Raw genomic sequence first — 19,836 nt, 5'->3', positions numbered from 1 at the left:
TCAGTCGAGGGGGAAGCCCGTGTAGCCCTCCGCGAGGTCGGCCTCGGCCGAGCGCGCGGTGGTGATGCGGTCAAGGCGGGCGAGCTGGATGCGGTCGTCGAAGGGGGTGGCTTCGGGGCCGCGGTGGAGCATGGTCGTCATCGCGTACGAGAAGCGCTCGGCCTGCCAGACGCGGCGCAGACAGGTCTGCGAGTACGCATCGAGGCGGGCGTCGGAGCCGGTCTCGCGGAGTTCGACGAGCGCGCGGGCGAAGGTGACGACGTCGCCGACGGCGAGGTTGAGGCCCTTGGCGCCGGTGGGCGGGACGATGTGCGCGGCGTCCCCGGCGAGGAAGACCCGGCCGTGCCGCATGGGCTCGTGGACGTAGCTGCGCATGGGGGTCACGGACTTGGCGGTGACGGGTCCGCGCTTCAGCGTCCAGGAGGCGTCGTCGGTCTCCAGGCGGCGGTCGAGCTCGTCCCAGATCTCCTCGTCGCCCCAGTCGGCGGCGTCCGTGCCGGCCGGCACCTGAAGGTACGCGCGCGTGACGGTCGGCGACCGCATGGAGAGCAGCGCGAAGCCCCGGTCGTGGCGGGCGTAGACCAGCTCGTCGTGCGAGGGCGGCACATCGGCGAGGATGCCGAGCCAGCCGAAGGGGTACGTGCGCTCGAAGACCCGGGAGATGTCGGCGGGCACGGCCTTGCGGGCCACGCCCCAGGAGCCGTCGCAGCCCACTACGTAGTCGCACTCCAGGACGTCATCGCGGCCCTGATGCCGGAAGCGGACGCGGGGGTTCTCGCTCTCGGCGCCCTCGACGGCGAGCGCCTCCGCCTCGAAGAGCAGCGGTCCTCCGGCCGCGAGCTGGAGGGCTATGAGGTCCTTGCAGACCTCGGTCTGGGCGTACACCATCACGGACCGGCCGCCGGTCAGGGCGGGGAAGTCGACGCGGTGCCTGCGGCGGTCGAAGCGCAGCTCGATGCCGTCGTGCGGGATGCCCTCGCGGTCCATCCGGGCAGCCACGCCGGCCTCCCGAAGGACATCCACGCTGCCCTGCTCCAGGATTCCGGCGCGCTGGCGCTGCTCCACGTAGGCGCGGTCCCGGGTCTCCAGGACGACGGAATCGATGCCGGCGTTGTGCAGCAGGCGGGCGAGGAGCAGTCCCGCGGGTCCGGCCCCGATGATTCCGACGGTGGTGCGCATCGATCGTTCCCTTCGCTTCCGAACCAGCCCACTCGACTCGACTTGTTCGCCTGGTGAACTTTCGTTCATAATGTGCTGACGGGAGTCTCCGACCGGACCCAGCGGCTGTCAACGGTTGCGGGGCACCCATTTCGACGGCTTTCCACGGCCACGAGGAGCGGCGCCATGCCCGAAGAGTCCGTACGCCCCCTGGAGCGCGGCCTCGCGGTGCTGCGCGCCCTAGCGGCCGCCGACAGGGCGAGGGCGGGCGATCTGGTCCGCGCCACGGGCCTGGCCCGCTCGACCGTGGACCGGGTGGTGGCGACCCTGGCCCGGCTCGGATACGTACGCGAGAGCGGCCAGGAGCTTCAGCTCACCCCGCGCCTCATGGAGCTCGGCAACGCCTATCTGGCGGCCAGCGGTCTCACCGGCGAGGTCGCGGCGCGCACCGCGCGGCTCGCGGACGAACTGGACGAGTCGGTGTCCCTTGCCGTGCCGGACGGCGACGGCGTCCGCTTCGTCACGCAGGCCGCGCGCCGCCGCGCGATGTCGGTGGCCTTCCGCATCGGAGATCTGCTGCCCGCCGAACGGTGCGCGCCCGGCGCGCTGTTCGCCGCCGAGTGGGACGAGGCGGGGTGGGCCGCATGGCACGCGCGCGTGGCCGCCGATCCGGACGGCCACGCCTTCCCCGCGCTCCCGCCGGGGCCCGCGCCCCGCGTCCCGGACCTGGCGGACCGTGTGACGCACTCGCGCGCCGCGGGGTGGGCCCTGGACGACCAGCTGATCGAGCCGGGCCTGATCGCGACGGCGGTCCCGGTGCGCGACACCGCGGGCCGCGTGCGGTACGCCCTGTCCGCGGTGAGCCACACCAGCAGACACACGGCGCAGGGCCTCGCGGAACTTGTCCTTCCGCGGCTGCGCGAGGAGGCGGCACACCTGGAAGCACTGCCGACCGCCCCATCGCCGTACGAAAAGGGCGAGTTGACGCCACATCAGACTCAGGCTCAAACTCAGACCCCGGAAACCGCCGACGCCAAGGCCGAACTGGGCCCCGGGTTCCTGCAGTCGCTCGCCCGCGGCCTCGCCGTCCTGCGCGCCCTGGGCCGGGCCCGCGGCGACGGACTGCCGCTCACCGCGATCGCCGAGGCCACCGGACTGCCGCGGGCCACGGCCCGCCGCTGTCTGCACACCCTGGAACTTGAGGGATACGCGGCACATGACGGTCGCCTCTACCGTCCGCTCCCCCGCATCCTGGAGCTCGGCTACGCCCGGCTTTCCCGCCTGGGCTTCGCCGAGATCGCCGAGCCGCATCTGCGCGAACTGACCGGCCGCGTCCACCAGTCGGCGTCGGTGACGGTGCTCGACGGCACGGAGATCCTGTACGTGGCGCGGGCGGCGACGGTCCGCGTGATGAGCGTCTACATCACGCTCGGCACGCGCTTCCCCGCCCACCCCACCGCGATGGGCCGCGTCCTGCTCGCGGGGCTCCCCGAGCGGGACCGCGCCCGCCTGCTGGCGGCCGAGCCGCCGAAGGCCCTCACCCGGCACACGGTCACGGACCCGGCGGAGCTGCGGCGCATCCTCGACCGGGCCGCCGCCGACGGCTACGCCACCGCGGACGAGGAACTGGAGGAGGGCCTGCGCTCGGTCGCCGTACCGCTCAAGGGCGCGGACGGCCGCGTGGTCGCCGCCCTGAACGTGGCCCAGCACGCGGGCACCGCCCCGCTGAGCGAGACGGTCGAGGCCCTGCTGCCGGCCCTGCGCGAGACCGCGGCGGCGATCGAGACCGATCTGCACACCGCGGCCCGCTTCAACTCGGTGCGTATGCCCTAGAGGTCACCAACACTGCTGCGAGACGCTTGAAATGACGCGCCATCAAACAAATACCTTCATGGTTGAATACCGAACAGAAGGATCTGCCGGATGCGGTCGATCAGATTCGGCTGATCTTCGCCGCAGAAGGAGGGTGATCTTGGGTCGGACGGCCGGACACGACCGTCGCGAATCGCACACAAGCACCCCACAAGGGGGCAGCGGAGGTGCCCGGAGCCGGACTCGAACCGGCACGCCCCCGAGGGGCAGCGAGGTTTAAGCTCGCCGTGTCTGCATTCCACCATCCGGGCAGGCCATGGGCTCCGCATCAAGTGATTCGACCCTATCGGGAGGCGTCCCCCGAACAGCGGAACAACAGCCCGATGTTGTCTTATTTTATTGACGTCTGAGGGTGCATCAGCCACCGGTACGGGCCATCGGTACATGCCGCAGGCCATTCCGTGAGTTCCCGGCCTCCTGCACGGAATGACGGAATTTAGCCGCAGCCGGACCGCACCCGGCTCGCTTTCGCGTGCCGCCCGTCTCAGGGGCGGGTGTCATCCCCAGGTATGACAAGGGCGTCCCGGGTCCGACTGGAGAGGGCCCCGGGAACCGGAACAGCGGCTGACTACACGGCGCGGATCGGCAAGCACGATGGAGTACGTCCCCACTCGTCGTCCCGACAGGAGCACCGTCCCGTGACCACCACCCCCTTCGCCGCCCGCGCCACCGCCGTGGCAGCGCGCGCCACGGATCTCTCCAAGGTGTACGGACAGGGCGAGACGCAGGTGGTCGCCCTGGACCATGTCTCCGTCGACTTCCGGCAGGGCGAGTTCACCGCGATCATGGGCCCCTCGGGCTCCGGCAAGTCGACGCTCATGCACTGCGTCGCGGGGCTCGACAGCTTCAGCGGCGGCTCCGTGCGGATCGGCGAGACCGAGCTCTCCACCCTCAAGGACAAGCAGCTCACCAAGCTCCGCAGGGACAAGATCGGCTTCATCTTCCAGGCCTTCAACCTGCTGCCGACGCTGACCGCCCTGGAGAACATCACGCTGCCGATGGACATCGCGGGCCGCAAGCCGGACAAGGCGTGGCTGGAGCAGGTCATCTCCATGGTCGGCCTCGCCGAGCGGCTCAGCCACCGGCCCACCGAGCTCTCCGGCGGGCAGCAGCAGCGCGTCGCGGTGGCCCGTGCGCTGGCCTCTCAGCCGGACATCATCTTCGGCGATGAGCCCACCGGAAACCTGGACTCCCGCTCCGGTGCCGAGGTCCTCGGCTTCCTTCGCAACTCCGTACGTGAGCTGGGCCAGACCGTCGTGATGGTGACCCATGACCCGGTGGCGGCGGCGTACGCGGATCGCGTGATCTTCCTGGCCGACGGCCGCGTTGTCGACGAGATGCTGAACCCTTCCGCCGAGGGGGTCCTTGACCGGATGAAGGACTTCGACGCGAAGGGGCGTACGAGCTAAGCGCTCCGCCTCTCCGTTCCTCGACTGCGGGCCGCATGTGGCTGGTCGCGCAGTTCCCCGCGCCCCTTCGGGGGCCCGCCCCTCTCCAGGACAGGACCATGTTCCGTACCGCCCTGCGCAACGTGCTCGCGCACAAGGCCAGGCTGTTGATGACCGTGCTCGCCGTCATGCTCGGCGTCGCCTTCGTCTCCGGCACCCTCGTCTTCACCGACACCTTCGGCAACGCCTACAAGAACAAGTCGGCGAAGAGCTTCGACCACGTCTCGGTCGCCATCCAGCAGAACGGCGGCTCCGACGACGAGACCAAGCAGCAGCCCCGGCTCACCGACTCGCTGCTCGCCAAGACCAAGGAGCTGCCCGGCGCCGAATCGGCGATCGGCGGTGTCTACGGCTTCACCGCGCTCGCCGACAAGGACGGCAAGCTGGTCGGCGGCGAGTGGGGCACCACCGGCGCCAACTACTACCCGGACAAGGACGGCAAGGACCCGCGCTACGACTTCACCGAGGGCGCCGCGCCCAAGTCCGCGGGCGATGTCGCCCTGGACTCGCGCACCGCCGGGCGCACCGGCTACAAGGTCGGCGACACGGTCCGCTACTCCACCGAGGGTCCGGTGCGGGAGGCGAAGATCAGCGGCGTCTTCGACACCGACGACGGCAGTGTCGTCGCGGGCGGCAGCCTGATGGTCTTCGACAACGCCACCGCGCTGAAGGCGCTGAACAAGACCGAGTACGACGAGATCGACGTGAAGGCGGCCGCCGGCACCTCCGAGACGGCGCTCAAGAGCTCGGTCGAGAAGATCCTGCCCAAGGACACGGACGCCGTCACCGGCACCGAACTCTCCGACCAGCAGGAGTCGATGATCGAGGAGCAGACCAGCTCGATGAGCCAGGTCCTGCTGATCTTCGCGGGCATCGCGCTCTTCGTCGGCATCTTCATCATCGCCAACACCTTCACCATGCTGGTCGCCCAGCGCACCAAGGAGCTGGCCCTGATGCGGGCGGTCGGTGCCTCGCGCCGCCAGGTCACCCGCTCCGTGCTCATCGAGGCGTTCCTGGTCGGCCTGGTCGCCGCCGTGGCCGGCTTCGGGCTCGGCATCGGCGTCTCGACGGGCCTGGAGGCCCTGATGAACTCGGGCGGCGCCTCGCTGCCCCAGGGCCCCCTCGTCATCGCCCCGACGACGGTCGTCGTGGCGCTCGTGATCGGCGTGGTCGTGACCATGCTGGCCGCCTGGCTGCCGGGCCGCCGCGCCGCGCGGATCCCGCCGGTCGCCGCGATGAACAGCGTGCACGCGACGCCGACCACGCGCGGTCTTGTCGTACGCAACACGCTCGGCTCGCTGGTCGTCGCGCTCGGCACGGTCATGCTCTTCATGGACGACAACTACGTGATGGCCGGCGGCGCCGGTGTCATCCTCGTCGGCGTCATCGTCCTCACGCCGCTGCTCTCGCGCCCGGTCATCGCCGCGTCGGCCCCGCTCCTGAAGCCGTTCGGCGTCGCCGGCAAGCTGTCGCGCCTCAACTCGGTGCGCAACCCGCGCCGTACGGCCTCCACGGCGTCGGCCCTGATGATCGGCCTGACCCTCATCACGGCGATGACGGTCGTCGCGACCTCCATGAGCAGCGCCATCAACAAGATGGCGGTCGACTCCCTGAAGGCCGACTACAGCGTCTCCATGGCGAACTTCCAGCCGCTGACCCCCGAGGTCCGCGAGAAGCTCGACAAGCTCCCCGACGTCGAGGCGAGCAGCCCGCTGCGCGCCGCGTACGGCGAGGCCGACGGCAGCTACACCTCCATCTCCGGTGTCGACCCGAAGACCATCGGCAAGCTGGTGGGCCTGGACTTCACCAGCGGTTCGATGGACGCCTTCAAGGGTGAGTCCACGCTGGTGGACTCGGACACCGCCAAGGACAAGGGCATCAAGGCGGGCGACACCATCCCGGTGAAGTTCGACGAGGACAGCAAGACGGTCCGGCTGAAGGTGGCCGGCGTCTACGAGGCGAACGAGATGCTCAACGGCCTGTTCGCGCCGACGTCCGTCGTCGACCCGCACCTCGACAAGATCGTCGACAAGCAGGTGCTCCTGAAGATGAAGGGCGGCGCGTCCGACAGCGCCGAGGACTCCATCGTCAAGGCCCTGGGCGACAACCCGGCCATCACCATCCAGGACAAGCAGGCGATCAGCAACGCCATCGGCGGCGCCATCAACATGGTCCTGAACATGCTGTACGGCCTGCTCGCCATGGCGATCCTGATCGCGGTGCTCGGCGTCATCAACACCCTGGCCATGTCGGTCTTCGAGCGGAAGCACGAGATCGGCATGCTGCGGGCCATCGGCCTCGACCGCGCGAAGGTCAAGCAGATGGTGCGCCTGGAGTCGGTCGTGATCTCCCTGTTCGGCGCGGTGCTCGGCATCGGCCTCGGCCTCTTCATGGGCTGGGCGGCGGGCGGCAGCATCGCCGAGACGGTGAAGACGTACTCCATGGAGATCCCGTTCGGCCGCATCGCGATCTTCCTGGTGATCGCCGCGGTGGTCGGCGTCCTCGCGGCGGTCTGGCCGGCCCGCAGCGCGGCGCGGCTCAATCCGCTGCAGGCGATCAAGAGCGAGTAGCACCAGCGGTAGTACGCGCGAAGGGGCCCGGACGGTATTCCGTCCGGGCCCCTTCGCTGCCCCGTAAGGGGCGCGGGGAACTGCGCGACCAGCCACATCGGACCCGCAGACGAAGAACGCCTACCGCCAGTCGCGGGCCCGCAGAGGCACCCCGGAGGTGCCAACCTCGGGGGTCTTCACCGCAAGCACCTGATTGACGCCGATCCGATTCCGCTCAAAGGACAGCGCAGAGGCGGCCATGTAGAGCCGCCAGATCCGCGCACGCCCCGGCGAGGTAAGCCGCTGCCCCTCCGGCCAGTTCGCCTCAAGATTGGCGACCCACCTCCGCAGGGTGAGCGCATAGTGCTCACGGATGGCCTCCACGTCGCGCACCTCGAACCCCGCCCGCTCCAGGAGCCCCACCGTGGTCCCCACAGGCGCCAGCTCCCCGTCCGGGAAGACATAGGCGTCGATGAACTCGTCCACCGAGTACGCGGACTCGTCCTCCTGCGGGCGGCGCGCGATCTGGTGGTTGAGCAGCCGCCCGCCCGGCTTGAGGAGGGCGTGCAGGTCGTGTGCGTACTCCAAGTAGCGCTCGGAGCCGACATGTTCGGCCATACCGATGGAGGAGATGGCGTCGTACGGGCCGTCGCGCACATCGCGGTAGTCCTGGACGCGGATCTCGACCTTGTCGGTCAGGCCCTCCTCCGCGATGCGCTTCCTTGCGTACGCGGCCTGCTCCTGGGAGAGCGTGACGCCGACGACGGTGACGCCGTGCTCGCGGGCCGCGTGGATCGCCATCGAGCCCCAGCCGCAGCCGACGTCGAGCAGCCGCATGCCGGGCTTGAGGGCGAGCTTGCGGGCGATGAGCTCCAGCTTGTCGCGCTGGGCGTCCTCCAGGGTGGAGTCCTCGGACTCCCAGTAGGCGCACGAGTAGACCATCGAGGGGCCGAGCACCAGCTCGTAGAAGTCGTTGCCCACGTCGTAGTGGTGGCTGATGGCCTGGCGGTCGCTGCCCTTGGTGTGCAGATGGAGCCGGCCGCGCCTGCGCATCTCCTCCTGCGGCGGGGACGGCGGCAGGAACGGCGCGGCCAGGGCGATCAGCGAGCGGGCGGCGGCCCGGAACTCGGGGTCGCGCAGCGATACCCTGAGGCTCTTGGCGTCGTCGCCGCGCTCCCAGATGAACTCGGCGAGCGCGTCGAGCGCGGCGTACAGGTCTCCTTCGACGTCCAGGTCACCGGCCACCCAGGCGCGGGCAAGACCCAGTTCGCCCGGCTTCCACATCAGGTGGCGCAGGGCCCTGCGGCTGCGCACGACGAGGGCGGGCGCACCCGGCGGGCCCGCTTCCGAACCATCCCAGGCACGAATACGTACGGGGAGCGGGGCTCCCAGCAACTGTTCGGCAAGCTTCTTCAGCCGCGGTGCGGCGCTTGGCATGGTGCACACCTCCGTGATTCGGGATATCCCGGATAGGTTCAACACCACGTAAACACCAACGGGGCGCTCGCGCAGTCCCGTTGCGGCGTTACGGATCGGCAAAATACATGTAACAGCCATGTATGAGGTCGCGGAAAAGCCGGTCACGGAAAACGCCGAAGGGGCCGCCCGCACCACGGATGGCGGGCGACCCCTTCGGGGCTGATCAGTGACCGGAGGTCAGGAGGCCTTGGCCTTCTCCTCGGCCTTGGCGACCGGAGCCTCCGCTGCAGCGGCGGGCTTCGGCGCGGGCTTGGCGGCCTCGTAGAACTCCTCGCGCGGAGTCTCCATGGCGCCGAGCGAGACGACCTCGCGCTTGAGGAAGACCGCGAGGGTCCAGTCCGCGAGGACGCGGATCTTGCGGTTGAAGGTCGGCATGGCCATGCCGTGGTAGCCACGGTGCATGTACCAGGCGAGACGGCCCTTGAGCTTGATCTTCACCTTGCCCATGACGATCATCGCGACGCCCTTGTGCAGACCGAGACCGGCGACCGCACCCTTGTTGGCGTGGCTGTACTCCTTCTGCGGGAAGCCCCGCATGCCGGAGATGACGTTGTCGCCGAGGACCTTCGCCTGACGCAGCGCGTGCTGGGCGTTCGGCGGGCACCAGGCGTTCTCGTTGCCGGCCTTGCGGCCCACGAGGTCCGGCACCTGGGCGTTGTCGCCCGCGGTCCAGATGTAGTCCGTGCCCTTGACCTGGAGGGTCGGCTCGGCGTCCACGTGGCCGCGCGGGCCGAGCGGCAGGCCGAAGCGGGCGAGCGCCGGGTTCGGCTTGACACCGGCGGTCCACACGATGGTGTTGGAGTCGACCTCGAGGCCGTTCTTGAGCACCACGTGGCCGTCGACGCAGGAGTCCATGGAGGTGGAGAGGTAGACCTCGACCCCACGGCCCTCCAGGTGCTCCTTGCCGTACTGGCCCAGCTTCGGGCCTACCTCGGGAAGGATCTTGTCCGCGGCGTCGACCAGGATGAAGCGCATGTCCTCGCGCTTCACGCTGGTGTAGTACTTGGCCGCGTCGCGGGCCATGTCCTCGACCTCACCGATGGTCTCCGCGCCCGCGAAGCCACCGCCGACGAAGACGAAGGTCAGCGCCTTGCGGCGGACCTCCTCGTCCGTCGTGGAGTCAGCCTTGTCGAGCTGCTCGAGGACGTGGTTGCGCAGGCCGATGGCCTCCTCGATGCCCTTCATGCCGATGCCCTGCTCGGCGAGGCCGGGGATCGGGAAGGTGCGGGAGACCGCGCCCATCGCGATGACCAGGTAGTCGAAAGGCAGCTCGTACGCCTCGCCCACGAGGGGGGCGATCGTGGCGACCTTGCGGTCCTGGTCGATGGTGGTGACCCGGCCGGTCAGAACTTCCGCCTTGGGCAGCACGCGTCGCAGCGGGACGACGACGTGCCGAGGCGAAATGCTGCCGGCTGCGGCTTCGGGGAGGAAGGGCTGGTAGGTCATGTACGACCGGGGGTCGACGACCGTGACGGTCGCCTCTCCGTAGCGCATCTTCTTGAGAATGCGCCGAGCTGCGTACAGGCCTACGTACCCACCGCCTACTACGAGGATCCTGGGACGCTCCGTGGTGCTCATGCCATCGAGTATCCACCTGCCTGACGGGGGTCGCTCGTGCGCCCCTTCACAAGCATGGGTACACCCTCTGCTACACTTCGCCGCCCACGTGACGCAGGCCATAGCCCCCCAGGGGAACCACGACTTCACCCGAGACGTTGTGCACCCCTTGTGAGCTGCCGCTCTGGCCCATTTCGCACAGTGGACCACGCGGCCGCCGCACACTCCGGACACGCGCCCGAACCTTCACTGTCACGGGTCAAGAGGCCCCTGAGGGGCACATTCAGGGGCTCGGAACCCAAGAATCTCGCCCAACCGAGGCCAATTCCTTGTGAAGAACTTCACGAAGTTTCCCGACAGGGCGTCGCCGAAGGGCCCTTCAGGCCCCTCACCAGGCGCTCAGACGCCGCCGGAACCGCTCACGCGAGGGACCATCCGATCCCGTCGAGGATGTCGTGCTCGCTGACGACGACCTCCCTGGCCCCCGTCCGGTCCATGATCGCCAACAGCACGAGAGCGCCCGAAACGATCACGTCGACGCGGCCCGGGTGCATCACCGGGATCGCGGCGCGCTCGTCGTGCGTCGACCCGGCGAGCCGCCCGACGATCTCGGCGACCTGCTCGTACGAGATACGGGAGTGGTGGATCGCCGCGGAGTCGTACGCGTCGAGGCCGAGCGCGATGGCCGCCACGGTGGTGACGGACCCCGCGAGGCCGACCAGGGTCCGGGCCTCGCGGATCGGGACGGTCTGCTCCGCGAGGTCGAGCGCGGCCTCGATGTCGGCGCGGACGGCGTCGAGCTCGGCGGGCGCGGGCGGGTCGCTGCGGATGTGCCGTTCCGTCAGGCGTACGCAGCCGATGTCGACGGAGCGGGCGGCGCGGGCGTGGTCCTCGCCGACGACGAACTCCGTGGAGCCGCCGCCGATGTCCACGACGAGGTAGGGCTTGGCGAGGTGGTCGGTGCCGGTCAGCTCCTTGGTCGCCCCCGTGAAGGAGAACTCGGCCTCCTGGTCGCCGCTGATGACTTCCGGCTCGACGCCGAGGATGTCCAGGACTCCGCGTACGAAGTCGTCGCGGTTCTCGGCGTCGCGGGATGCGGAGGTCGCGACGAAGCGGAGGCGCTCCGCTCCGTGGCGCTTGATCACCTCGGCGTACTCGTGGCAGGCCGCGAAGGTGCGGTCCAGTGCTTCGGGGGCGAGGCGGCCCGTCTTGTCCACGCCTTGCCCCAGGCGGACGATGGTCATCCGGCGGTCCAGGTCGACCAGTTCGCCGGTCGCGGGGTCGGCGTCCGCCACGAGGAGGCGGATGGAGTTCGTGCCGCAGTCGATCGCTGCCACGCGGGTCACTCTGGGTTCTCCTCAGTCAATCGGTACTCGGCGGCTGTGGCGTTGTGCCCACCCGTTCCGCCGTGCGGAACGCCTGCCCACAACGGGGACGGCCGGGCGACCAGGGCGGGAAGGCACCGTGCGGGGCGCCTGCACGCAACGTGCCTGTTACTCCTCGGGCAGGGTCACGCAAGCGCCCTTGCGCCACCACTCCGGGAGCATCGCGATGGCCTCGTCGCCCAGGGGGTTCACTCCCGGGCCCGCGGCCAGGGAGTGGCCGACCAGGACGTGCAGGCACTTCACGCGGTCCGGCATGCCGCCCGCGCTCGGGAATCCCTCCAGGACCTCGATGGCGTCACGGCGCGCGATGTAGTCCTCGTGCGCCGCGCGGTACGCGGCGGCCAGCTCGGGGTCCGTCTTGAGCCGCTCGGACATTTCCTTCATGACGCCGTTGGCTTCCAGCGTGCCGATCGCGGACGCGGCCCGCGGGCACGTCAGGTAGTACGTCGTCGGGAACGGCGTCCCGTCCGGCAGGCGCGGCGCCGTCTCGACGACGTCCGGCTGCCCGCACGGGCAGCGGTGTGCGATGGCCCGCAGGCCGCGCGGCGGGCGGCCGAGCTGCTGCTTGAAGGCCTCGACGTCGGCGTCGGTGGGCTCGGTGCGCGGGGTGGTCGGCGGGGGCGTTTCCATGCCTGTCTTTCATGTCCTTGGGTCAGTCGTCGGGGCGGTCGGCCTTGTCGACGCCGTCCCATACGTTCGAGTACCAGGGGCGCGTGGCCGCCCCCTGGTCGGCGCGGCGGCTCTTCGTCGCCGCGGGGTCGATCACCGTGAACCCGGTCTCGCCCGGCATCACATAGTGCAGCCGGTCCCGGATCCGCTGCTCCGCGTACGCGTCGTCACGCCAGCGCGCCTTCTCGTCCTTCAGCCTCTCGACGTTCTCGCGGCGCTCGGCCTGCTCCCGGCGCTGATCGGCGATCTCGGCGCGCTGGGAGACGTACTGCCTTATCGGGTACGCGAGCGCGACGACGAGGGAGCAGAGCACAAGAGCGAGGAGGGCCGCCCGGCCGGTGAGCCGGGAGCGGCGGGCCTGGCGCTTGGTCTGGGAGCGGTAGACGCGCTCCGCGGTCTGCTCGCCGAGCAGCCGCAGCCTGGTCGCGGTGGAGAACCGGTCCCGGTCCTTCACGGCCATGTCCCCGCCTCCCGTTCACACGCGCGTACGTCCCCGCACACGGTACGGGACCGAGTACGGGGACGTACGTAACTACAGCGTGACTACGGCTCAGCCCTTGAAGCGGGGGAACGCCGAACGGCCGGCGTAGACCGCCGCGTCGTCCAGGATCTCCTCGATGCGCAGGAGCTGGTTGTACTTGGCGACGCGCTCGGAGCGGGCCGGGGCGCCGGTCTTGATCTGGCCGCAGTTGGTGGCGACGGCCAGGTCGGCGATGGTGACGTCCTCGGTCTCGCCGGAGCGGTGGGACATCATGCACTTGAAGCCGCTGCGCTGGGCCATCTCGACGGCGTCGAGCGTCTCGGTGAGCGAGCCGATCTGGTTGACCTTGACCAGCAAGGCGTTCGCGGACTTCTCCTCGATGCCGCGGGCCAGGCGCTCCGGGTTGGTGACGAACAGGTCGTCGCCCACGAGCTGGACCTTCTCGCCGAGCTTCTCGGTGATGACGTTCCAGCCGGCCCAGTCGTCCTCGAACAGCGGGTCCTCGATGGAGACCAGCGGGTACGCGGCGACGAGCTCCTCGTAGTACTCGGTCATCTCGGCGGCCGAGCGGGACTTGCCCTCGAACTCGTACTTGCCGTCCTTGTAGAACTCGGACGCGGCGACGTCGAGGGCGAGCGCGACCTGCTCGCCGGGGACGTAACCGGCCTGCTTGATGGCCTCGAGGATGAGGTCGAGCGCGGCGCGGTTGGAGTCCAGGTTCGGGGCGAAGCCGCCCTCGTCACCGAGGCCGGTCGACAGACCCTTGTCCTTCAGGACCTTCTTGAGGGTGTGGTAGACCTCGGTGCCCCAGCGCAGGGCCTCGGAGAACGACTCGGCGCCGATCGGCGCGATCATGAACTCCTGGATGTCGACGTTCGAGTCGGCGTGCGACCCGCCGTTCAGGATGTTCATCATCGGGACGGGCAGCAGGTGCGCGTTCGGGCCGCCGAGGTAGCGGAACAGCGGCAGGTCGCTGGCCTCGGAGGCGGCGTGCGCGACGGCGAGGGAGACGCCGAGGATGGCGTTGGCGCCGAGCGAGCCCTTGTTGTCGGTGGCGTCCAGGTCGAACATGGCCTGGTCGATCAGGCGCTGCTCGGTGGCGTCGTACCCGACGAGCTCCGGGCCGATCTGCTCGATGACGGCGAGGACGGCCTTCTCCACGCCCTTGCCCTGATAACGGTTGGGGTCACCGTCACGGAGTTCGATGGCCTCGAAAGCACCGGTGGACGCACCGGACGGAACGGCGGCACGACCCGTGCTGCCGTCGTCGAGGCCGACCTCGACCTCGACCGTGGGGTTGCCTCGGGAGTCCAGGATTTCCCGGGCTACGACGACGTCGATGGACGGCACGAGCATCTCCTTCTGGGATGTGACGCGGGTACGCGGGGCGTTGGCCTCGCGGACACGAGCCTAACCGGCTCCCGGACAAGAGCCAGCCGAGCGACCGCCCTGTGGACAAACCGAGAGCAAAAAGTTTCCGAACGGAACAAAGCGGTGGATCAAAAAGACCCCGCCCCGGTGCGTACGGGGGATACGCGCACCGGGACGGGGTGGACCCATGGGGACGGGGGTTGCGCCCCGAAGGGGCGCGGGGCTGTGACATCGTGCGGCTCCGCCGCGTGGGCGCGACAAGCCACGAAGCACCCGCAGCCGAACAAGACTGCCGAGGCGCCCCGCCAGAACTAGCTGAGGTGCAGCTGCTGACCCGGGTAGATCATGTCGGCGTTGTCGATGATGTCGCCGTTGAGCTTGTACACCTTGTGCCAGCCGCCCTTGACGTCCTTCTCCTCGGCGATCTTGGAGAGGGTGTCGCCCTTCTTGACCTTGTACTCGCCGTCGCCCTTCTTGACCTTCTTGCCGGTCGGGGTCTCGACGGTCTTCTTGGACTCGGCCTTCGGGGCGGGCTTCGGGGCCTCGGCCTTGGGTGCGGCCGGCGCCTCGGTCTGGGCGCTCGGCTGGCTCTGCGGCTGCTCGGCCGGCTGCTGCTGCGGCGCGCTCTCCTCGGCGCCGCCACCGCTGTACGCGGCGCCCGAGAGGCCCACGCCACAGCTCGGCCAGGCGCCCTTGCCCTGACCCGCGAGAACCTTCTCGCCGATCTCTATCTGCTGGGCCTTGGAGGCCTGGTCGGCGGTGGCGGCGTACTTCGTGCCGCCGTACGCGGCCCAGGTGGAGGCCGAGAACTGCAGGCCGCCGTAGTAGCCGTTGCCGGTGTTGATGGACCAGTTGCCGCCGGCCTCGCACTGGGCGACGGAGTCCCACTCGGAACCGGTGGCGGCGGAGGCCGATCCTGCGGCCATCAGCGGGGCGGCGACCGCGACACCGGTGACGCCGGCGAGCGTGGCGACGCGGGTGGCCTTGGACGGACGACGGTGCTTGCCCTTGCTGGAAAACAGCATGAGTGATCCCCTCACCGACGCCTACGAGGTGAGCTGTCGGGTTCGGGCCGATGAAGTTGCCCGGCCGCGCTTCTTGAGCGCGACTTAACCCCTAGCCGGTCCCAACTCCGCTCGGCAGCTTCCTCGTTCTGCTGCTGTGCGGCCGGGCCGGCGGAAACCTTGGGTCCCCCGCTCCTGCCTACGGCGCTTGACGCGACGACTGTTCCCGAACGGCCGTTGGCAGGACTAGGCGTACCGACCGGCGGGGCCCGCTGTGGCGAGCGGTCACGACCGTAGTCATGCGATCCGCCGAATTTCAAAGACGATCAGGGCTTCTGAGACCCATCTCTCACTTGCGCCAAACCGGACATTCGGCGCGAAGCGAGTGGCCGACTCTTCGTCAACTTCCCTTACTTTTCGCCCAAATCGAGGCTCTGACCGGGGAGGATGAGGTCGGGGTCGGCTCCGACGGACTTCTTGTTCTCGTCGTAGAGCGCGCTCCATCCGCCCTGCACGCCGAGGTCGTCGGCGATGGTCCAGAGGTTGTCTCCGGAGCGGACCGTGTACGTCCCGTCGGCGCCGTCCTTCGCGCGGTCGTCGCCGCGCGACGCGTGCCGCCCCGAGCCGTCGCGGTCGCCGTTCTTGGCCTGCCCGTCGTCCGCGCTGTCGCCGCGGTGCCGGCCGGAGCCCTCGCCCGCGCCGGTGGAGGGGGTGGAGTTCGGGGTGGCGGGCGAAGTGGAGTCGTTCTGCCCGGACTTGTCCGAATCACTGCCGGTGTCGCCCGACTCGTCGTGATTCTTGTCTCGGGAGTCGTCGCCGGAGTCGGCCTTTTCGGAGGGCTCCTCGGACGGCTTCTCCGAGGGCTTCTCCGAGGGCTTTTCGGTCGGCTTCTCGGAGGGCTTCTCGGACGGCTCCTCAGACGGCTTCTCCGAGGGTTCGGCCGAGTCGCCCGAGTCATCCGACCCGCTCGTGTCACTCGTGTCGCCGGACCCGCTCGTGTCGGTCGGCTCGTCCGAGGGCAGTGAGGTGATCGGGGCACCCGGGTCGACATCGGCCGGGGCGTCGTGCTTGCTCAGCCCGGCGATCACTCCGCAGCTGGGCCAGGCGCCGGGACCCTGGTCGGCCAGGACCTTCTCGGCGACGGCTATCTGCTGCGAACGGCTGGCCTGGTCGGCGTAGGGGGCGTAGTCGAGACCGCCGTACTGCTCCCAGGTCTCCTGGGACATCTGGAGTCCGCCGTAGTAGCCGTTGCCCGGGTCCAGGCTCCAGGAGCCGCCGCTCTCGCACTCCGCGAGCTTGTCCCAGGTGGCGGTGTCCGCGGCGCTCGCGCTGGTGGCGCCGAGCAGCGGGATCGCGATGGCTGATCCGGTGACACCTGCCGCGACGATGAGGGCCGGGGCTTGGCGGGGGCGTCGGTGACGACCATTACCGGAGAGCATGCAAGTGCCTTTCAGGAGACTGCAGAGGCGACTGCGGCTGCTGCGACAGCGGATGCCGAGTCGTCGGTGAACGTAGCCGCAGTCGAACAGTTGTCACAAGTCGATGCAGCGGAGATCACGTGAAAGTCACAGTCTTGACGCACCGTCAGCTCAAGGGTGCCTCAGGTGTGCTTCTGTGCGGGTGTGAACTCCACCGGCAGCGTGCGCAGTCCGCGCATGATGAGCCCGCCTCGCCAGCGCAAATCACCCGGTTCCGCCGCGAGGCGCAGGTCAGGGAGACGGCGTAGCAGGGTCGCGAGGGCGGCCTGCCCTTCGAGCCGGGCGAGCGGCGCACCCAGGCAGTAGTGAATGCCATGCCCGTATCCGAGGTGCTGGTTGTCGCGCCGGGAGAGGTCGAGCGTGTCGGGGTCCTCGAACCGCTCGGGGTCACGGTCGGCGGCGGCGAGCACGACGAGAACGGGGTCGCCCTGCGCGATGTCCTGCCCGCCGATGGTCAACGGCTCGGTGGCGAACCGCCAGGTGGCCAGCTCCACGGGCCCGTCGAAGCGGAGGAGTTCCTCGATGCCGGTCTCAAGGAGCCCCATGTCCCCTCCCCTGATGGACTCCTGGAGGCGCTCGCGCTGCTCGGGGTGGGTGAGGAGCGCGTAGGTCCCGTTCCCGATGAGATTGACGGTGGTCTCAAAACCGGCGAAGAGGAGAATGAAGGCCATCGCGGCGGCCTCGTTCTCGGTGAGGTGCTCGCCGTGGTCGGAGGCGCGGATGAGCCCCGAGATGAGGTCGTCGCCCGGTTCGAGGCGCTTGCGGTGGATGAGTTCGGCGAGATAGCCCCGCATCTTCTTCACGGAGCGCGCGACGCCGCCGCGCGGGCCGCCGCCGTGCCGGATCATCATGCCCGCCCAGTCACGGAAGTCGTCCTGGTCCTCGCGCGGGACGCCGAGCAGATCGCAAATGGCGTAGATGGGGAGGGGAAAGGCGAAGTCGTGAATGAGGTCGGCCTCCCCCTTCTCCGCGAACCGGTCGATGAGGTGGTCGGTCAGCTCCTGCACGCGGGGCGCGAACTCGGCGACGCGGCGGGGGGTGAAGGCCTTCGACACGAGGCGGCGGAGGCGGGTGTGGTCCGGCGGGTCGATGTTGAGCAGATGCGTCATCAGGTTGGCGCTGCGCTCGCCCGGGATGCCGGTCTTGCTCTTGGCGTGGGCGGGTTCGCCGTGATGCGCCGGATTCTTGCTGAGCCGCTGATCGGCGAGGGCCTGCTTGGCATCGACGTACCGGGTGACCAGCCAGGCCTCCACGCCACTGGGCAGCGCGGTCCGGTGCACGGGCGAGTTCTCACGCAGCCAGGCGTAGGCGGGGTAGGGGTCGGTGGCGAACTCCCAGGTGAAGAGTTCCGGCTGCGGGGTGGCGGCTCCTGCGGGGCAGGCGGCGGGCGGCTGGTCTTGCATGGGGTCGACGGTATCCCTAGGCGGGGTCCGGCTCCTGGCCGGTCGGGCGGAGGAGCCCTTTGAGGCGTTGCCCGGCCATGGGGTCGCCGTCGGCCTTCGCGATACGGAAGTAGTGGACCGCGAGGTGCTGGTGGACCTGCCCGAGGAGGGCGGCGGTCCCGGGCTCGCCCGCGTCGGCGGCGGCCGTGAGATGAGGAACCGCTTCCGCGTAGGCGAGGCGGATGGCGAGGAGGCGGCCCAGCGCACCGGCGGCGCGGGTGCTTCCGAGATCCGCGGCCTTGCGGTACCAGTCCTCGGCGGCCGCCGTGTCCCCTTCCTCCTCGGCGAGGAGGCCGAGCCACCCCATGGCGGGGACGTCCCCGCTCGCGGCCTGGGGGGTGAGGGTCAGCCGGAAGGCGGCCACAAAGCCGTCCAGTTCGGCCACGTCATGGGGCTGAAGATCGCGGTGCGCACGGACCCACACCTTGTCCGGCACCGGCCCCGTCAGGGGCGAGCGGTTCGCGTCCGCGATCAGGGAGCCGTACGCCCGCCAGGTGCCGGGCCACTCGCCCGGTACTAGCAGTCCGGTCACTCCGTGCCGGGGCTCGGTGGCCCAGGCGAGCGCCTCCTCGAAGCTCTCGCTGCCGGCGTCGGCCGCCTCCGGGCCGTACGCCTCCTGGACCTGGCTCAGCAGCTTCGGTGTGACGCCCCGGGTGAGCCCGCACCGCGCGAGATCGATCGCGGCGCGCACCAGGAGGTGCCCCAGCGGATTCCTGCGGGCCGCCCTGCGCCACTCGTCCCACAGCTCCGGGCCGACCGCCAAGTACTCGGTGACGCCCCGTTCCCCGCGCCACCGCGCGGCGTCCACGAGGCGAGGGTCAGCCGCCTCCGCGAGCCGCGCGAGCTCCGGTTCGCTCCAGCGGGAGTTCAGCTGGACCCAGGCCACACCGCTGAGGAGACGGGACGCGGGACCGCGGCCGAACCGATGGGTCTCGTACGCCTCGTCGCTCATGGTGGCCAGGACGAGCACCTTCTCGCCGACGAGCTGGGCCAGCAGGCCCGCGGTGAGGCCGTGCCTGCCGAGGTGGCCGTCCAGGTCGTCGAGCCAGACGACGTACGTGCCCAGGGGGTCGTGGCCCCGGAGTTGGGCAGGGAGGTCGTGCAGGTTCGTGCCCGGGTGCGGGGCGTAGACCCGGCCCTCGTCGCTCACGGTCTGGTGGAGTGCCGCCCAGGCCGCCGTCGTCTTGCCGGAGAGAGGTTCGCCCGTGACGACGACGAGGCCGCCGAGGAGCACGGCCTGCGTGACCATGGCCGTCAGTTCCTCGTCGCAGTCACGCGGAACGTAGGGATGCCGGCCGGGATCGTCGTCGAACTGCCGCGCGGGGCGGATGCCGAGGGCTTGGGGACGCAGCTGGTCGATGCGGGGCCAGCTGTCCGCGAGGGCGTGGGCCGGCGGGGTGCCGTAGTGGTTGTGCTGCACGCCGATGGCCGGGGCGCTGAAGTTCCCCCTGCTGAAGTCGATGTGGTCCTGCGATTCGGCATGGTGGTGAAGGGTGACCGCACCGATGGAACCGGACCGGACAAGGCCGCCGGAGACGAAGTCACCGGACACGGCGTTGCGGACGAGGGAGGGCCCAGAGACGGGGCGCTCGTCGTCCGGCCCCAGCCTGAACTCGGCCACGATCGCCTGGACTTCAGGGATCGTCTCCGGCTGTTCTCGCATGAGGCGGCTCAGACGGACGCGCCATTCCAGCGAGACGCGAGCCGCTGTCGTCCTGTCCCCGTCAATCCGCTCGGCTCTGGACTCGGTCAGCCTCGACTCCCAGGCCACGCGCCCCGCCATCTGGAACAACAACGTGAAGCGCGCCCGCACCACTTCCCAGCGGTCGGAGACCATCGCGTCGATGATCGCCCGCCGCCCCGAAGCCGCCAGTTCCTCCAACTCCGGTTCCACGCAAGCCCCTATGCGTCGACGACAGCCCTACCGCAACGGTACTAAGGCC

At 69.8% G+C, this 19,836-nt stretch carries 14 protein-coding genes, 1 tRNA gene and 1 riboswitch; of the genes, 3 read left to right on the top strand and 12 right to left on the bottom strand.

Annotation, left to right across the window (positions count from 1 at the left end; translation table 11 throughout):
- Window positions 1-1,179, bottom strand: a complete 1,179-nt coding sequence (locus tag ACFWY6_RS09285) for a 4-hydroxybenzoate 3-monooxygenase (protein WP_384687597.1) — start codon at window positions 1,177-1,179, stop codon at window positions 1-3.
- Between the two features lie 165 nt (window positions 1,180-1,344).
- Between ACFWY6_RS09285 and ACFWY6_RS09280 the strand changes: the two genes are divergently transcribed.
- Window positions 1,345-2,991, top strand: a complete 1,647-nt coding sequence (locus tag ACFWY6_RS09280) for an IclR family transcriptional regulator C-terminal domain-containing protein (protein ID WP_384687596.1) — start codon at window positions 1,345-1,347, stop codon at window positions 2,989-2,991.
- Between the two features lie 207 nt (window positions 2,992-3,198).
- On the opposite strand, the gene ACFWY6_RS09275 is transcribed toward ACFWY6_RS09280, so the two are convergent.
- Window positions 3,199-3,281 (bottom strand) — tRNA-Leu (locus ACFWY6_RS09275).
- Window positions 3,282-3,668: 387 nt separating this feature from the next.
- Here ACFWY6_RS09275 and ACFWY6_RS09270 point away from each other — a divergent pair.
- Window positions 3,669-4,439, top strand: a complete 771-nt coding sequence (locus tag ACFWY6_RS09270; protein WP_384687595.1) for an ABC transporter ATP-binding protein — start codon at window positions 3,669-3,671, stop codon at window positions 4,437-4,439.
- A gap of 98 nt (window positions 4,440-4,537) precedes the next feature.
- Window positions 4,538-7,048 (top strand): ABC transporter permease, encoded by a 2,511-nt coding sequence (locus ACFWY6_RS09265; RefSeq protein WP_384687594.1) that lies wholly within the window; start codon window positions 4,538-4,540, stop codon window positions 7,046-7,048.
- A 120-nt stretch (window positions 7,049-7,168) separates the two neighbouring features.
- On the opposite strand, the gene ACFWY6_RS09260 is transcribed toward ACFWY6_RS09265, so the two are convergent.
- From ACFWY6_RS09260 to ACFWY6_RS09215, 10 genes are all read right to left on the bottom strand, one after another.
- The gene (locus ACFWY6_RS09260; RefSeq protein ID WP_384687593.1) at window positions 7,169-8,464 is read right to left on the bottom strand and encodes a class I SAM-dependent methyltransferase; all 1,296 of its coding nucleotides are present in this window, start codon (window positions 8,462-8,464) and stop codon (window positions 7,169-7,171) included.
- Between the two features lie 219 nt (window positions 8,465-8,683).
- Window positions 8,684-10,084 (bottom strand): NAD(P)/FAD-dependent oxidoreductase, encoded by a 1,401-nt coding sequence (locus ACFWY6_RS09255; protein ID WP_266866083.1) that lies wholly within the window; start codon window positions 10,082-10,084, stop codon window positions 8,684-8,686.
- Window positions 10,085-10,482: 398 nt separating this feature from the next.
- A complete protein-coding gene (locus ACFWY6_RS09250) occupies window positions 10,483-11,409 on the bottom strand; it encodes an exopolyphosphatase (RefSeq protein ID WP_384687592.1) in 927 nt (308 codons plus the stop codon).
- 147 nt (window positions 11,410-11,556) lie between these two features.
- The gene (locus tag ACFWY6_RS09245; protein WP_361827723.1) at window positions 11,557-12,078 is read right to left on the bottom strand and encodes a DUF501 domain-containing protein; all 522 of its coding nucleotides are present in this window, start codon (window positions 12,076-12,078) and stop codon (window positions 11,557-11,559) included.
- A 22-nt stretch (window positions 12,079-12,100) separates the two neighbouring features.
- Window positions 12,101-12,577 carry a septum formation initiator family protein gene (locus ACFWY6_RS09240; protein ID WP_361827725.1) on the bottom strand — a complete coding sequence of 159 codons (477 nt, stop codon included), beginning with the start codon at window positions 12,575-12,577 and terminating at the stop codon, window positions 12,101-12,103.
- A gap of 90 nt (window positions 12,578-12,667) precedes the next feature.
- A complete protein-coding gene (eno, locus tag ACFWY6_RS09235) occupies window positions 12,668-13,954 on the bottom strand; it encodes a phosphopyruvate hydratase (RefSeq protein WP_384687591.1) in 1,287 nt (428 codons plus the stop codon).
- Window positions 13,955-14,280: 326 nt separating this feature from the next.
- Window positions 14,281-14,994 (bottom strand): transglycosylase family protein, encoded by a 714-nt coding sequence (locus tag ACFWY6_RS09230; protein ID WP_384687590.1) that lies wholly within the window; start codon window positions 14,992-14,994, stop codon window positions 14,281-14,283.
- Window positions 14,995-14,997: 3 nt separating this feature from the next.
- Window positions 14,998-15,190, bottom strand: a riboswitch (cyclic di-AMP (ydaO/yuaA leader).
- A gap of 193 nt (window positions 15,191-15,383) precedes the next feature.
- The gene (locus ACFWY6_RS09225) at window positions 15,384-16,412 is read right to left on the bottom strand and encodes a transglycosylase family protein (protein ID WP_384687589.1); all 1,029 of its coding nucleotides are present in this window, start codon (window positions 16,410-16,412) and stop codon (window positions 15,384-15,386) included.
- 161 nt (window positions 16,413-16,573) lie between these two features.
- Window positions 16,574-17,854, bottom strand: a complete 1,281-nt coding sequence (locus ACFWY6_RS09220) for a cytochrome P450 (RefSeq protein WP_384687588.1) — start codon at window positions 17,852-17,854, stop codon at window positions 16,574-16,576.
- 16 nt (window positions 17,855-17,870) lie between these two features.
- Window positions 17,871-19,787 carry a tetratricopeptide repeat protein gene (locus ACFWY6_RS09215; protein ID WP_384687587.1) on the bottom strand — a complete coding sequence of 639 codons (1,917 nt, stop codon included), beginning with the start codon at window positions 19,785-19,787 and terminating at the stop codon, window positions 17,871-17,873.
- Window positions 19,788-19,836 lie beyond the last annotated feature (49 nt).

This window comes from Streptomyces sp. NPDC059037 (assembly GCF_042740015.1).
Classification (GTDB): domain Bacteria; phylum Actinomycetota; class Actinomycetes; order Streptomycetales; family Streptomycetaceae; genus Streptomyces.
Note: the sequence above shows the minus strand (reverse complement) of the source record. Positions and strands in the feature narration are given on the sequence as shown.

Excerpts from the sequence above, each read along its gene's own strand:
- ACFWY6_RS09240 (WP_361827725.1), bottom strand. The coding sequence starts at position 12,577 with ATGGCCGTGAAGGACCGGGACCGGTTCTCCACCGCGACCAGGCTGCGG.
- ACFWY6_RS09285 (WP_384687597.1), bottom strand. The coding sequence starts at position 1,179 with ATGCGCACCACCGTCGGAATCATCGGGGCCGGACCCGCGGGACTGCTC.
- ACFWY6_RS09230 (WP_384687590.1), bottom strand. The coding sequence starts at position 14,994 with ATGCTGTTTTCCAGCAAGGGCAAGCACCGTCGTCCGTCCAAGGCCACC.
- ACFWY6_RS09245 (WP_361827723.1), bottom strand. The coding sequence starts at position 12,078 with ATGGAAACGCCCCCGCCGACCACCCCGCGCACCGAGCCCACCGACGCC.
- ACFWY6_RS09260 (WP_384687593.1), bottom strand. The coding sequence starts at position 8,464 with ATGCCAAGCGCCGCACCGCGGCTGAAGAAGCTTGCCGAACAGTTGCTG.
- ACFWY6_RS09225 (WP_384687589.1), bottom strand. The coding sequence starts at position 16,412 with ATGCTCTCCGGTAATGGTCGTCACCGACGCCCCCGCCAAGCCCCGGCC.
- eno (WP_384687591.1), bottom strand. The coding sequence starts at position 13,954 with ATGCTCGTGCCGTCCATCGACGTCGTCGTAGCCCGGGAAATCCTGGAC.
- ACFWY6_RS09255 (WP_266866083.1), bottom strand. The coding sequence starts at position 10,084 with ATGAGCACCACGGAGCGTCCCAGGATCCTCGTAGTAGGCGGTGGGTAC.
- ACFWY6_RS09220 (WP_384687588.1), bottom strand. The coding sequence starts at position 17,854 with ATGCAAGACCAGCCGCCCGCCGCCTGCCCCGCAGGAGCCGCCACCCCG.
- ACFWY6_RS09265 (WP_384687594.1), top strand. The coding sequence starts at position 4,538 with ATGTTCCGTACCGCCCTGCGCAACGTGCTCGCGCACAAGGCCAGGCTG.
- ACFWY6_RS09280 (WP_384687596.1), top strand. The coding sequence starts at position 1,345 with ATGCCCGAAGAGTCCGTACGCCCCCTGGAGCGCGGCCTCGCGGTGCTG.